10 protein-coding genes are annotated in these 13,458 nt (G+C 74.2%); 5 read left to right on the top strand and 5 right to left on the bottom strand.

What is annotated here, in order from left to right:
* Window positions 1-4: 4 nt before the first annotated feature.
* The gene (locus AVL61_RS07280) at window positions 5-1,645 is read left to right on the top strand and encodes a protein kinase family protein (protein ID WP_058873694.1); all 1,641 of its coding nucleotides are present in this window, start codon (window positions 5-7) and stop codon (window positions 1,643-1,645) included.
* A gap of 37 nt (window positions 1,646-1,682) precedes the next feature.
* Here AVL61_RS07280 and AVL61_RS07275 read toward each other — a convergent pair whose 3' ends face one another.
* The 4 genes from AVL61_RS07275 to AVL61_RS07260 form a co-directional block, all read right to left on the bottom strand.
* Window positions 1,683-2,030: a hypothetical protein gene (locus tag AVL61_RS07275; RefSeq protein WP_058873693.1), complete on the bottom strand. Its 348-nt coding sequence runs from the start codon at window positions 2,028-2,030 to the stop codon at window positions 1,683-1,685.
* A 132-nt stretch (window positions 2,031-2,162) separates the two neighbouring features.
* Window positions 2,163-4,061 carry a 2-oxoglutarate dehydrogenase, E2 component, dihydrolipoamide succinyltransferase gene (sucB, locus tag AVL61_RS07270; protein WP_058873692.1) on the bottom strand — a complete coding sequence of 633 codons (1,899 nt, stop codon included), beginning with the start codon at window positions 4,059-4,061 and terminating at the stop codon, window positions 2,163-2,165.
* 118 nt (window positions 4,062-4,179) lie between these two features.
* Window positions 4,180-5,547, bottom strand: a complete 1,368-nt coding sequence (gene lpdA / locus AVL61_RS07265; protein WP_058873691.1) for a dihydrolipoyl dehydrogenase — start codon at window positions 5,545-5,547, stop codon at window positions 4,180-4,182.
* A gap of 143 nt (window positions 5,548-5,690) precedes the next feature.
* Complete coding sequence (locus AVL61_RS07260; RefSeq protein WP_058873690.1) at window positions 5,691-7,244, bottom strand: leucyl aminopeptidase; 1,554 nt, start codon at window positions 7,242-7,244, stop codon at window positions 5,691-5,693.
* A gap of 261 nt (window positions 7,245-7,505) precedes the next feature.
* Here AVL61_RS07260 and AVL61_RS07255 point away from each other — a divergent pair, with 261 nt between their 5' ends.
* The 4 genes from AVL61_RS07255 to AVL61_RS07240 all read left to right on the top strand — a co-directional run bounded on the left by AVL61_RS07255 (window position 7,506) and on the right by AVL61_RS07240 (window position 13,002).
* A complete protein-coding gene (locus AVL61_RS07255; protein WP_058873689.1) occupies window positions 7,506-8,423 on the top strand; it encodes a proteasome assembly chaperone family protein in 918 nt (305 codons plus the stop codon).
* A 90-nt stretch (window positions 8,424-8,513) separates the two neighbouring features.
* On the top strand, window positions 8,514-9,809 hold the full coding sequence (locus AVL61_RS07250) for an MFS transporter (RefSeq protein ID WP_058873688.1): 1,296 nt from the start codon (window positions 8,514-8,516) through the stop codon (window positions 9,807-9,809).
* 120 nt (window positions 9,810-9,929) lie between these two features.
* Entirely contained in the window at window positions 9,930-11,291 is a 1,362-nt protein-coding gene (locus AVL61_RS07245; RefSeq protein WP_058873687.1) for a DUF4192 family protein, read from the top strand.
* A gap of 187 nt (window positions 11,292-11,478) precedes the next feature.
* Window positions 11,479-13,002, top strand: a complete 1,524-nt coding sequence (locus AVL61_RS07240) for an RNA polymerase sigma factor (protein ID WP_058873686.1) — start codon at window positions 11,479-11,481, stop codon at window positions 13,000-13,002.
* Window positions 13,003-13,208: 206 nt separating this feature from the next.
* On the opposite strand, the gene AVL61_RS07235 is transcribed toward AVL61_RS07240, so the two are convergent.
* Entirely contained in the window at window positions 13,209-13,409 is a 201-nt protein-coding gene (locus AVL61_RS07235; protein ID WP_017834164.1) for a DUF7455 domain-containing protein, read from the bottom strand.
* Between the last annotated feature and the right edge of the window lie 49 nt (window positions 13,410-13,458).

The raw sequence follows: 13,458 nt of genomic DNA, 5'->3' as shown, positions 1-13,458 counted from the left end.
GGCCATGGACCAGCGCCCCGCCGCGCACGGCGGCCACCACGAGATCACCCCGGCCCCGCCCGCTTCCGCCCGGGCACGGCTCGCCGCGGCCGTCCGGGACGACCGTGCGCACGGCCGCCCCGGCCCGTCCGGAGGCGCGCCGGCGGAGGACACGCCTCCGCGGCTGCCGCCCGAGGACGGGCTGGAGCCGGTGCGACGCCTGGGCGCACGCTCGTGGCTGGTGCGGGAGGCGCGGTCCGGGGAGCACTTCGTCCTGCGTCCCTGCCCGGAGGAGCCAGGCCCGGAGCCCGACCGGTCGCGGGCCGCGGCCCTCTCGCTCGCGGTCGCCCTGGCGGGCCGGGAGGACCCCTGTCTCGTGGCCGTGCGCGGGCTGCTGGGCCCGGCGGCGGCACCCGTGGGGCTGGTCGAGGACTTCGTCGCGGGCGGTTCGCTCGCCGACCGGCTGGCCGAGCGCGGCCGGCTGGAGCCCGCGGAGGCGGCCGCGGTGCTCCGGGACGCCGCGACCGGCCTGGCGGCGCTGCACGCCCTGGGCCGGTGCCACGGGGAGCTCTCGGCCCGGCAGGTCCTCCTGCTCCGCACCACGGCGGCCACGGACGGGGCCGGGCTCCGGGCCGCCGTGCGCGCCGGCACGGGGGGCGGCAGCCCGGCGGAGGACGTCCGAGCGCTCGGCGCGGTGGGGTGGGCGGCGCTCACCGGGCGGGCCCCCGCACGGCAGGCACGGCACGTGCCCCTGGCGCTGCTGTGCCCCGGCGCCCCCGCCGGACTCGTCCGGGCGGTCGAGGCCGCCCTGCAGAGCGATCCGTCGGCCCGGCCGACCGCAGCGGAACTGGCCGGCCTGCTCGTGCGGGACGGAGAGCCGACCCCGCGCGGGCCGGGGAGCCCGGCCGCCGGCCCGGCGCGGCCCCGGGCCGGCAGGCGCCGGGCGGTGCTCGCGGTGGCACTGCTGCTGGCCGCCGGGAGCGCCGCCCTGCTCCTGTCCGGGGACGGCGACCCGTTCCCGGCGACAACGGCGGGCCCGGCGGTCGGGCCGGATCCGGCCGTCTCACTGGCCCGCGCGGGATGGTCGGTCCCGCTGCGCTCCCTCGGTCCCGGGCCCCTTGCGCCCGGGTCCCTCGCGCCCGGGCCGACGGGCGGGGCCGGTCCGGGCGCCGGGCCCGGGGGCGGGACGCGGCAGGACCCCGCCGACGTCACGGATCCCCGGAAGGCGCTGCGGGTCCTGGTGGCGCGGCGCGGCGAGGCCCTGCGCACGGGGGACGCGCGTCTGCTGGAGGAGGTGTACGCGGCGGGGAGCGAGACGGCGGCGGCGGACCGGGACACCATCGCCCGGGGCGCAGGGGTCTTCTCCGCGCTCGAGCTCGAGGTCGGGAGCATCCACGAGGCCCCCGCGGGGTCCTCGCGGCCGGGCACCGTCGCGCTGGTCGCCGAGGTGCGGGTGGAGGGCTACCCGGGCGAGCCGGGAGCGGCCCCGTCCGTGGTGCCGGCGGGGGACGGATGGGTGCAGACGGTCCTCGTCGTCCTGGCCGAGGGCGAGCACGGCTGGCGGCTGACCGGGGTGGAGGCCGTGGCCGGCCCGACGGTGCCGCCGGATCCCGAGCAACGGGAGCCGGCGCGGCGGGACCCGGCACGGCAGGACCCCCGGGGCTGACGGGCAGCGCCGGGGGTCCGGTGGTGGGGGACGAGGGTCACCAGAGCGTGGCGACCGCCATGTTGATCAGCGCCAGCCCGCCCACGGCGTGGGCCAGGCCGGTCGAGACCGTCTCCCCGCGCTTGGTCCTCCGCTGCCCCACGAAGGCGGCGACCGCCACCGCCAGAGCGACGAGCAGCTTCACGGCGACCTTGACGTGGTTGACGTCGCCGTCCCCCATCTCGTAGATCGCCACGAGCAGGAGCCCGGTCACCAGGCTCAGCAGCGAGGCGTGGAACTGCCCCGGGGACACCGTGGGGCGCTTCATGGTGTAGATCCAGGTGCCCACGATGATCGCGGCGCCGACGAGGTGCAGGAAGACGAGGAGTCCGGTCAGGAAGGTCATGCATCCGAGCCTATCGGAGGCCCGCCCGCGCACGCCGGGAGGGCGTGCTCCCTGTGATCAGGAACACGCCCTCCCGGAGTGCCGCGCCCTCCGCCGGTGCTCAGCGGGGGCCGGGGACCACGGCCGGCCCGGTCAGAGACCGACCTCGGACTCGAAGCGGCCCTCCTCCAGGCGCGCCTTGAGCGCCTGGAGGAAGCGGCCCGCGTCCGCGCCGTCGACCAGGCGGTGGTCGTAGGTCAGCGACAGGTAGCACATCTGACGGATGGCGATGGTGTCGTTGCCGTCCGCGTCGGAGACGACCATCGGGCGCTTCACGATCGACCCCGTGCCGAGGATGGCGACCTGCGGCTGGTTGATGATCGGGGTGTCGAACAGGGCCCCGAAGGAGCCGAGGTTCGTGATCGTGAACGTGCCCCCGGTGAGGTCGTCCGGCGTGATGTTGCCGTCCTTGGCCCGGGAGCCGAGGTCGGCGATCTGCTTGGCCAGGCCGCCGAGGTTGAGGTCGCCGGCGTTCTTGATGACCGGCACCAGCAGACCCTTCGGGGTGTCCACCGCGATGGCGATGTTCTCCGAGCCGTTGTAGACGATCTCCTTCTCGGCCTCCTTGAAGGTGGCGTTGAGCTTGGGGTGGGCCTGCAGCGCCTCGGCCACCGCCTTGGCGAAGAACGGCAGGTAGGTGAGCTTGGCGCCCTCCCGCTGCTGGAACTTCGCCTTCGCCCGGTCGCGCAGCACGGCCACCCGGGTCATGTCGACCTCGGTCACCTGGGTCAGCTGGGCGGCCTCCTGCAGCGACTCGCGCATGCGCTGGGCGATCGTCATCCGGATCCGCGGAGCCTTCTCCGTGGTCCCGCGCTTGGCGTCCGCCTTCGGCGCGGCCGGGGCGGCCTCCTGTGCCGGTGCGGCGGCGGCCGGTTCGGCGGCAGCCTCGCCGCCCTTCTGCTGCTCGGCGGCGGCCAGCACGTCCTGCTTGCGGATGCGTCCGCCCACCCCGGTGCCGGTGAGCGTGGAGAGGTCCACGCCCTCCTTCTTGGCGAGCTTGCGCACCAGCGGGGTCACGTAGGACGAGTTGTCACCGGTCGGGGCCTCCGCCTTCTCGGTGCGGGCGCCGTCGCGCTGCGCCGTGTCCTGCTGCTCGTCCCCGGAGGTGTCGGCCAGCACGGGCTCCTCGGTCTCGACCAGGGCCTCGTCGCGGGACGGCGCCTTCTCCTGCTTCCCGGACGAGGCGCCCTCGTAGCCCTCGCCGCCGTCGGTGGACTGCTTCGCCGGCTGCTTCTCGGCAGACTTCTCGGCGGGCTTCTCCGCAGACTTCTCGGCGGGCTTCTCGGCGGGCTTCTCGGCGGGCTCGTCCCCGGAGGGGGCGGAGCCGGAGCCGATGATCGCCAGGACCTGGCCGACCTCGGCGTCCTCGTCCTCCTGCACCCGGATCTCCAGCAGGGTCCCGGCCACGGGGGAGGGGACCTCGGTGTCGACCTTGTCGGTGGAGACCTCCAGCAGCGGCTCGTCGACGGCGACCTCGTCACCGACCTGCTTGAGCCACCGGGTCACGGTGCCCTCGGTCACGGACTCGCCCAGTGCGGGCAGGGTGATCTCGCTGCCCTCGCCCGTCTGCTGGGCCTCGGCCTTGGGGGCCTGCTCGTCACCGGAGGACTCGTCACCGGAGGGCTCCGGCTCGGCGGCCTCGTCGGTCGCCTCCGGGGTCTCCGCCTCGGTCGCGGCGTCCTCGGCCTCCTGCCCGGAGGTGTCCTCCGCGGAGGACTCGTCCTGGCCGGAGCCGCCCTCGGAACCGGAGCCCGAGCCGTCCCCGATGACGACCAGCGGCGCGCCGACCTCGACGTCCTCGTCCTCGTCGACGAGGATCTCCTCGATCACGCCGGCCACGGGGGAGGGGATCTCGGTGTCGACCTTGTCGGTGGAGACCTCCACCAGGGGCTCGTCGACGGCGACCTCGTCACCGACCTGCTTGAGCCACCGGGTCACGGTGCCCTCGGTCACGGATTCGCCCAGTGCGGGCAGGTTTACGGTTTCTGACATGGTCCGACCGTCTCTCTTTCGGTGCCTTCGATGGTGCCTTCGGTGGTGCGCTCCGGGTGGCGGCCCGGTGCCGGGGTGCTGGGGAGGCCCCGCCCGGCCGGGCGGGGCCACGGCGCGCTCAGCCGTGCAGCGGCGTCCCGGCGAGGGCCATGGCCGCCTCGCCGATGGCCTCGTTCTGGGTGGGGTGGGCGTGCACGAACGCGGCGACGTCCTCCGGGTAGGCCTCCCAGTTGACGATGAGCTGGCCCTCGCCGATCTGCTCGCTGATGCGCTTGCCGATGGCGTGGAAGCCGATGATCGGCCCGTCCTTCTCGCGCACGAGCTTGATCATGCCGCCGGTGCCCAGGATCGAGCTCTTGCCGTTGCCGGCGAGGTTGTACTCGGCGACCTCGACGTTGTCCTCGCCGAACTTCTCCTTGGCCTGCGGCTCGTTGTATCCCACGGAGGCGATCTCGGGCTCGGTGAACGTGACCTTGGGGATGTTGACGTCCTCGACGACGGCCGGGTTCAGCCCGGCGATCTCCTCGGCCACGAACCGTCCCTGCTGGTAGCCGCGGTGGGCGAGCTGCACGCCCGGGACGATGTCGCCGATCGCGTAGATGCTGCCGACGCCGGTGTGCAGGCGCTCGTCCGGGGTGACGAAGCCGCGGTCCATGGGGATGCCCTGCTCCTCGTAGCCCATGTCGGCGGTGTTCGGGCCACGGCCCACGGCGACCAGGACGATGTCGGCCTCGAAGACCTTGCCGTCGGCCAGGGTGACCTTCGCGCCGTCGTCGTCCTGCTCCACCTTCTCGAAGAAGGTGCCGAGGTTCGACTTGATGCCGCGCTTCTTGAACTCCCGCTCGAGCGCCTTCACGATCGCCGGGTCCTCGTTGGCGACCAGGTGGGGCAGGCCCTCGATGACGGTGACGTCCACGCCGAAGGACTTCCACATGGAGGCGAACTCGCAGCCGATCACGCCGCCGCCGAGCACGATCGCGCTCTTGGGCACGAAGTCGATCTCCAGCGCCTCGGTCGAGGTCATGACCCGCCCGCCGATCTCGACGCCCAGGGTCTTGGAGACCGAGCCGGAGGCCAGCACGATGTGCTTGCCGGTGTAGGTGGTGCCGTCGACCTCGACGGTGTTCTCGCCCGTGAGCTTGCCGACGCCCTCGACGACCGTGATCTTGCGCATCTTCATCAGGCCCGTGAGGCCCTTGAACTTGCCGGCGACGATCTTGTCCTTGTACTCCCGCACCGCCGCCATGTCGATGGACTCCAGCGTGGTGTGGATGCCGTACTTGGAGCTCTCCCGGGCGTCCTCCGCGAGCTCGGCGGAGTGCAGGTAGGCCTTGGTCGGGATGCAGCCCCAGTGGAGACACGTGCCCCCGAGCTTGTTCTTCTCGACCAGCGCCACGGTGAAGCCGAGCTGGACGGCCCGCAGCGCGGCCGCGTAGCCGGCACTCCCTCCGCCGAGGACGAGGATGTCGAATTCGTTGTCGGCCACGTGTTTGGCTCCCTTGCGCGTTGACGTCGTTCCGGGTGGGTCGCTCCCGTCCCGTGACGGGTTCGTTTCGTACATACCTTAGCCCTACGCCGGAGGGAGCGACCAGGCGGGCGCTCCCTCCGGCGCGGGGGTGTCGCAGGAGCTCAGCGGCCCCCGGCGACCGCGTCCTCGAGCAGCCGCACGAGCGTGCGCACGCCCGCTCCCGTGCCCTCGGCCGGGGTGTAGCCGTAGGGCGAGCCCTCGTTGAAGGAGGGGCCGGCGATGTCCACGTGCGCCCACGGCACCCGGGCGCCGTCCTCGCCGCCGACGAACTCGCGCAGGAAGATCCCGGCGACGAGCATCCCGCCGTTCTTGTCCCCGATGTTCTTGAGGTCGGCGACCTTCGAGTCCAGGGACGGGCGCAGGTGCTCGGGCAGCGGCATGGGCCAACCGGCCTCCCCGGCGCCGCGGGCGGCCTCGGCCACGGCGGTGCGCAGGGCGTCGTCGCCCATGATCCCGAACGTCCGGGCGCCCAGGGCCACCATCTGCGCACCGGTCAGGGTGGCGATGTCGACGACGGCGTCCGGGCCCTCCTCGCACGCGGCCACGAGACCGTCGGCCAGCACGAGGCGTCCCTCGGCGTCGGTGTTGAGCACCTCGACGGTGCGTCCGCCGCGGATGGTGATGACGTCGCCGGGACGGGTGGCCGTGGAGGAGGGCAGGTTCTCGGCCAGGCACAGCCACCCGGTGACCTTCACCGGCAGCTCGAGCTCGGCGGCGGTGAGCACCGCGGCGAGGACGGCGGCGGCGCCGGCCATGTCCGACTTCATGGTCATCATCGAGGCCGGGGGCTTGAGGGAGAGCCCGCCCGAGTCGAAGGTGATGCCCTTGCCCACGTAGGCGTAGTGCTGGGCGGCGCGCGCCGGGGCGTACTCCAGCTTGACGAGGCGCGGACCGTGCACGGAGCCCTGTCCCACGCCCAGGAGCCCTCCGTAGCCGCCCTTGGCGAGCTCCTTCTCGGCGAGCACGCTCACGGAGACCTTGGTGCCCTTGGCGGCGCGGCGGGCGTAGTCCGCGACGGCCTCCGGGAACATGACGTTGGGGGAGAGGTCCACGAGGGTGCGGGCGGCCCGGACGCCGCGCCCGAGGGCGGCGGCCCGGTCGAGGCACCGGCCCAGCGCGGCACGCGCCACCCCGGGGGCGTGCACCACGGCGGAGGCCAGCGGGGCCTGCACGCCGGCGGCGGTCGCCGCGCGCTGGTGGGCGAAGGCGAAGGCGCCCAGGGCGGCGCCCTCGGCGACCGCGGCGGCGTCCTCCTCGGACGTGACGGGCAGCGCGAGCACCGCGGAGTCGGTCCCGGCGAGCCGCCGCACGGCCGCGCCGGTGGCCCGGCGCAGCGATTCGGCGCGCTCGGCGGTCTCCTCGGGCAGGGCGCCGATGCCGGTGAGGACCACCACGGTGAAGGGCAGCCCCGACGGGGCCGGCACCACGGTCACCTCGTCGGCGGCGCCCTTCACGCGCAGCGCCGCCGCGGCGTCCACCACGGGGGCGAGCCTGCGCTGCTCCCCGGCGGGGAGCACGACCCGGCCCGAGGTCTCGCCCTCCTGCCCCTTCTCCACGGCGAGCACGATCGCGTGGGCCGCGGTCCGGCCCAGGGCCTTGTGCGTGGCGGTGAGCTCGATGCCCCGTGGCTCGAGCAGGTCCTGTACGTCGGGCATGGATCGTCCTTTCGCTGAGGTCCGGGCCGGCCGGTCCGGACCGCTCCCGGCGGCCCAGCCCGGCCGGCAGGCGTGCTCTCGATCCTATCCCCGCCCCGCCGCGGCGCCGGGGCGGCAGCGCGGTGCGGGCGTCCCCCCCGGCGCGGCGGGGAATAACGCGGTGCCCGCGGATGGTTGACATGATCCGGGCCGCCACCGCCGGCGTGCCCCACCGGTCTCCCCACGGACGCCCGGAACCGACCCACCCCAGGAGGAAGAGCTGTGCTGGACCCCACCTCGCTGTACCTGAGCAATCCCGCTCTGCTCGAGGACGCCCGGGTTCGTGGCCTGCCGCTGATCGTCGCCCTGTCCGGCTACGCGGAGGCGGGGCACGTGGCCGTGCAGATCGAGCACACCATCACGGAGGCCCTGCCGCACGAGGTCGTGGCCCGTTTCGACCTGGACCAGCTCTACGACTACCGCGCCCGCCGCCCGCACGTGACCTTCCGGGAGGACCACTTCGAGGGCTTCCAGAACCCGGAGCTGTCCCTGCGGCTGGTCACGGACGGCCTGGGGCGCAGCTTCGCGCTGCTCACGGGGCCCGAGCCGGACCTGCAGTGGAACCGGTTCACGGAGGCCGTCGTGGGCCTGGCCCGCCGGATGGACGTCTCGCTCGTGGCGATCGTCTCCGGGATCCCGATGCCGGTCCCGCACACCCGGCCGTTCATCGTCTCGGTGCACGGCAACCGGGCCGACCTGCTGCCCGCCGAGCACGCCTGGAAGCCCGTCGTGGAGATGAGCTCGTCGGCCGCCCAGCTCCTCGAGATCCGGCTGGGCGAGGCCGGGATCGACAACATCGGCTTCACCGTCCACGTCCCGCAGTACCTGGCCGAGGCGCACCTGCCGCACGCCGCCGTGGCCGCCCTCGAGCACATCAGCGCCGTGACCTCGCTGAACCTGCCCTCGGACGAGCTGCGCGAGGCGGCCCGCGAGATCGAGCAGCAGATCGACCAGCAGGTCGGCGCCTCGCCCGAGGTGCAGGCGGTCGTGGCCGGTCTGGAACAGCGCTACGATGACGTCGTCGACGCCTCGGTGCCGCGCTCCCTGCTGGTCGGGGACGAGTCCGAGCTCCCCGACGCCGACGAGATCGGCGCCGCGGCCGAGGCCTTCCTCGCCGCCCAGGAGGACGAGCAGGACTGAGCCCGCCCGGCGCGCGGCCGGCCCGGTGTCGTCCGGGGCGGCGCCGCCGTCCCGGGTCCCGGCCCGGTCCCGTCCCCGAGAGCGAAGTGCATGCAGTCCGACCGGTACCGAGCCCACGAGTCCGGCAAGGACTCACGCCGCGCCCACCTGGTCTTCGCGATCGGCACCTTCGCCTACTTCAGCGCCGTGGCCCAGCGCACCAGCTTCGGCGTCGCGTCGGTCGACGCGGCGGAGCGCTTCGGCACCGCGGCCTCCGCGCTGTCGCTGTTCTCGCTCATGCAGGTCCTCGTCTACGCGGGGCTGCAGATCCCCGTGGGCGTGCTCGTGGACCGGTTCGGCTCCCGCGTCATGGTCGCCGCCGGGGCGCTGCTCATGACGGCGGGGCAGATCCAGCTGGCGCTCGCCGACACGGTCGGCGAGGGCGTGGCCGCCCGGGTGCTCGTCGGCGCGGGGGACGCGGCCACGTTCGTGTGCGTGATGCGCCTGATCCCGGCGTGGTTCTCCGCGCTGCGCGTGCCGCCGCTGACCCAGTTCCTGGGCGTGGTCGGCAACCTCGGCCAGCTCGTCTCCGTCATCCCGTTCGCCTGGCTGCTCGAGCTCACCGGGTGGTTCCCGTCCTTCGTGGCCCTGGCCTCGCTCGCGCTGCTCGCCGCCGTGCTCGCCGCGGCCCTGCTGCGCAACGCTCCGCCCGGGGTGGACGTCCTGAACCGGGAGCTGGGCCTGCGGCGCACCGGCCAGGTGCTCCGGCAGAGCGTGGCCGAGCCCGGGACCCGGCTCGGCTTCTGGGTGCACTTCACCACCCAGTTCGCGGGCAACACGTTCGTGCTCATGTGGGGGTACCCCTACCTCGAGTACGCGCAGGGCCTGTCCGACACCACGGTCTCCCTCGTGATGACCTCCTTCGTGCTCACCAACCTGGCCGTGGCCCTCGGCCTGGGCGGGCTCACCGCCCGCCGCCCGCACCGCCGGGTGCGCCTGTCCCTGGGCGTCACCGCCGTCATCTTCTCGGCGTGGGCCGTGCTGCTGGTCTGGCCGGGGACGGCGCCCGTCCCGGTCGTGCTGGCCGCCGTGTGCGTCATCGCGATCAGCATGCCGGCGTCCATGATCGCCTTCGACATCACCCGCAGCTTCAACCCGGCACAGCGCTCGGGCACCGCCACGGGCATCGTCAACGTGGGCGGCTTCACCGCCTCCGTGCTGGCCATCTTCGTCACCGGCTTCGTCCTCGACGTGCTGCACGCCGCCGGCTTCCGCGACGAGCTGTACGCCCCCGACGCCTTCCGGATCGCGATCGCCGCGCAGTTCCTGATCGCGGCGGCGGGCACCGCGGGCGTGCTGGCCACCGCCCGGAAGGTGCGCCGGCGGCACGGTCACGACGCCGTCTGACCGGCCGCACGGGCCCGTCGGCACTGCACCGCGCCGGCAACGGGGGCCGGGCACCGCTCCCGGTCCACAGCCCGGGCGCGGACCGGCGCGCCCGGACCCGGCCGCGCCCACGCTGGGCCCATGAGACAGCACCCCATCCGAGACCCCTTCGTCCCCGTCGTCCGGTGCGCGGCCGACCTGCTCGCCGTCGTGCCGCACACCCTCGGCTACTGGCCCGCCGACTCCCTCGTCCTGTTCGCCGCCGGAGGCGGGACGGCGGGGGCGTGCGTGCGCGTGGACCTCCCGGGCGGTCCGTCCGACCAGGGCCTCCGCGCGGCCTTCGTCGCCGAGCTCGCCGACCTCGTGGGCCACGACACCTTGAGCGACCGGGTCTTCGTGATCGTGTACACGACGTCCGCCGCCGGGGGCCGGCCCGTCGGGGTGGACGGGCTGCTCACGCTCGTGGACGAGGCCGCCCGGCGCGCCGGGCGGGCCGTGGCGGGGCGCTGGATCGTGGCCGGCGACCGCTGGTGGCCGGCCGATGACCCGGCCGACGTCCAGGACGTCGCCGGGATCGAGGACAGCGCCGTCAACGCCGCGCTCGTGGCCTCCGGCAGCTCGTACGCGGCGGCTCCGCGGCTCGCGATGGACCACGAGTACGGGGCCCTGCCGGCCGGCACCGACCGGGGCGCCGGGCGCGCCGCGCTCCGCTGGGCGCGGGCCGGGGGCGGCGCCTGGCACCACCTCGACCGCCTCGTGCCGGCCCTGTCCGTCTGGGCCGACGTCCTCGCCGGTGTCCTGGGCTCGCCCGGGGACCCCGTGCCCGCGGTGCTCGGCCACGACGACGAGCTGCTCGGCTTCCTGGCGGCGAGCCTGACGGACCCCGTGCTCGCCGACCTGCTCCTCGTGGCCTGCGCCACGGACGACCTCGACGGCGTCCTGGCGGCCGCCGCGATGTGGGCCGAGCTGTGCGACGACGTCGACGACCCGCAGGCCGGCGCCGAGGGCGTGCCGATCGGGCCCACCCTCGCACCGGCGCCCGCGCGGCTGCCGACCGTGCCCCGGCGGCCGCAGGCCGGGGAGGAGCCCGGTCCGGGTCCCGCCCCGCTGCCCGGGCCCGACGCGGGGGAGCTCGTCCGGCTGTCCCGCGTGCTCACGGGCGAGTGGGCGGACGCCCCGCACTGGCCGCTGCTCGACACCCTGTACCGGGTGCTGCAGGTGCTCGGCTGGCTCCTGGAGCCCGCCGGGCCCGGCGGGCCGACCGAGCATCCCGGGCGGGACGGGGCGGACGCGGCGCTGGAGCGGGTCGTGCTCGCGGGCGTGCTCGTCGAGCTCGCGCAGCTCAACCGCTTCCGGGCGCGCGGTTCCCACACCGCGCACTTCGTCCGCCGGGCCACGGCCCTGGTCCCGGGCCACCCGTCGGCACTGCGGGTCCTGCGCCTCGCCGACGCCCGTCCCGTGCCGCTCTGGGCGCGGGACCGCACCACCGCCTGGCACTCGTGACGCCCCGGGTCCGTGGCTTTTTCGGATCCGATGGCAGAACGGGAACAAATCCCGCGCACGCGTGGTTCCGGCTGTCAGGACCCTTCAAGCCCGCCGCACCGGACTCTGCCCGGCGCACGGACTTGACAGGGTCATAGGCGTGTTGCCCCGAGGGCGGACGCCGTGACCGCTCAACGAAAGGCTCTCAGTGTCACCTGCCGCCAGCAAGAAGACGACGGACACCGCCGCCGAGGCCCCGGCCACCGGGGACGCTCGGTCGCCGTCCGGCACCACGGGCGCGTCGCCGCGGGCGAAGACCGCCGCTGCGAAGTCGACCGCCGCCAAGAAGACCGTGGCCGCCAAGAAGACCACGGCGGCGAAGTCCACCGCCGCGCGCTCCGGCGCGGCCAAGAGCGCCGCGGCCGGCTCCACGAAGTCCACGGCCGGCAAGTCGACCGCGACCAGGACCGCCGCGAGCAAGGCGCCCACGGCGACCAGGTCCGCGGAGAAGGCCCCGGCCGCGCCGAAGGCCACGGGCCGCCAGAAGGCCGCGGCGTCCACGGCCAAGGAGGCCCAGGACGTCGCCGGGGCACCCGACGAGGACGCCGTCGTCACGGACGACGCCGACCTCGAGACGGGCCTGACCGACGAGGCCGGAGTGGTCGACCCGGAGATGGACGAGGACGAGGAGACCGAGGAGGAGCCCGCGCCCGAGGACCCGGCCGCCGCGCCCGCGCCCAAGGACGAGAAGACCTCCGGCTTCGTCATCACCGCGAACGACGACGACGACGCCCCGGCCCAGCAGGTGGTCTCCGCGGGGGCCACCGCCGACCCGGTCAAGGACTACCTCAAGCAGATCGGCAAGGTCGCGCTGCTGAACGCCGAGCAGGAGGTGGACCTGGCGCTGCGGATCGAGGCCGGCCTGTACGCCGAGCACAAGCTCGCGGACGGGAAGGACTCCCTGGACCCGCAGACCCGCAAGGAGCTGCGCTGGGTCATCCACGACGGGAAGCGCGCCAAGAACCACCTGCTCGAGGCCAACCTGCGCCTGGTCGTCTCCCTGGCCAAGCGCTACACCGGCCGCGGCATGCTGTTCCTGGACCTCATCCAGGAGGGCAACCTCGGCCTGATCCGCGCGGTCGAGAAGTTCGACTACACCAAGGGCTTCAAGTTCTCCACGTACGCCACGTGGTGGATCCGCCAGGCCATCACCCGCGCCATGGCCGACCAGGCCCGCACCATCCGCATCCCGGTGCACATGGTCGAGGTCATCAACAAGCTCGCCCGAGTGCAGCGTCAGATGCTGCAGGACCTGGGCCGGGAGCCCACCCCGGAGGAGTTGGCCAACGAGCTCGACATGACGCCCGAGAAGGTCGTCGAGGTGCAGAAGTACGGCCGGGAGCCGATCTCCCTCCACACCCCGCTGGGCGAGGACGGCGACTCGGAGTTCGGCGACCTGATCGAGGACTCGGAGGCCGTGGTCCCCGCGGACGCCGTGAGCTTCACGCTCCTGCAGGAGCAGCTGCACTCGGTCCTGGACACGCTCTCCGAGCGGGAGGCGGGCGTCGTGGCGATGCGCTTCGGCCTGACCGACGGCCAGCCCAAGACCCTCGACGAGATCGGCAAGGTCTACGGCGTGACCCGTGAGCGCATCCGGCAGATAGAGTCCAAGACGATGTCCAAGCTGCGCCACCCGTCCCGTTCGCAGGTGCTGCGCGACTACCTCGACTGAGCGGTCCGTCCCGCGCCCGGACGCCGTCCGGGCGCGGGACGCCCACGGCCGGAGCCGCTGCCCGTGCCTGACCCGCTGTCCGCTCCGGCGGTCGGGGCGGGCCGCCGGGAGCGTCCGCGCCACCGGGAACGCAGGAGGGCCCCGACACCAGGTGTCGGGGCCCTCCTTGCATCCCTTGCGTCGACCGCCCGTCGCGGGCGTACGGGTCAGGAACCGATGCGCTCGGTCTCGTCTTGCCAGGTGGCGGCCAGGGGCCGCAGCTTCTGCTCGTTCTTGCGCGCGTGGTGAGCGCAGAAGAGCAGCTCACCGCCCGTCGACTCGAGGATCACTCGGACGTAGGCCTGGGCGCCGCACGCGTCGCAGCGGTCGGTCGCATTGAGTTCTCGGCTCTCCAATGTTGCGTTCACGGGATCCTCCTCCTGTGTCGTACGCGTTGCACGGGGCACGGGGCCGCCG

Source organism: Kocuria rosea subsp. polaris (assembly GCF_001483755.1).
GTDB classification, from domain to species: Bacteria; Actinomycetota; Actinomycetes; order Actinomycetales; family Micrococcaceae; genus Kocuria; species Kocuria cellulosilytica.
This window is presented reverse-complemented; position numbering and strand designations above follow the sequence as displayed.

Coding starts and splice junctions, on each gene's coding strand:
- AVL61_RS07280 (WP_058873694.1), top strand. CDS start 5: ATGGACCAGCGCCCCGCCGCGCACGGCGGCCACCACGAGATCACCCCG.
- AVL61_RS07275 (WP_058873693.1), bottom strand. CDS start 2,030: ATGACCTTCCTGACCGGACTCCTCGTCTTCCTGCACCTCGTCGGCGCC.
- sucB (WP_058873692.1), bottom strand. CDS start 4,061: ATGTCAGAAACCGTAAACCTGCCCGCACTGGGCGAATCCGTGACCGAG.
- AVL61_RS07260 (WP_058873690.1), bottom strand. CDS start 7,244: ATGCCCGACGTACAGGACCTGCTCGAGCCACGGGGCATCGAGCTCACC.
- AVL61_RS07250 (WP_058873688.1), top strand. CDS start 8,514: ATGCAGTCCGACCGGTACCGAGCCCACGAGTCCGGCAAGGACTCACGC.
- AVL61_RS07245 (WP_058873687.1), top strand. CDS start 9,930: ATGAGACAGCACCCCATCCGAGACCCCTTCGTCCCCGTCGTCCGGTGC.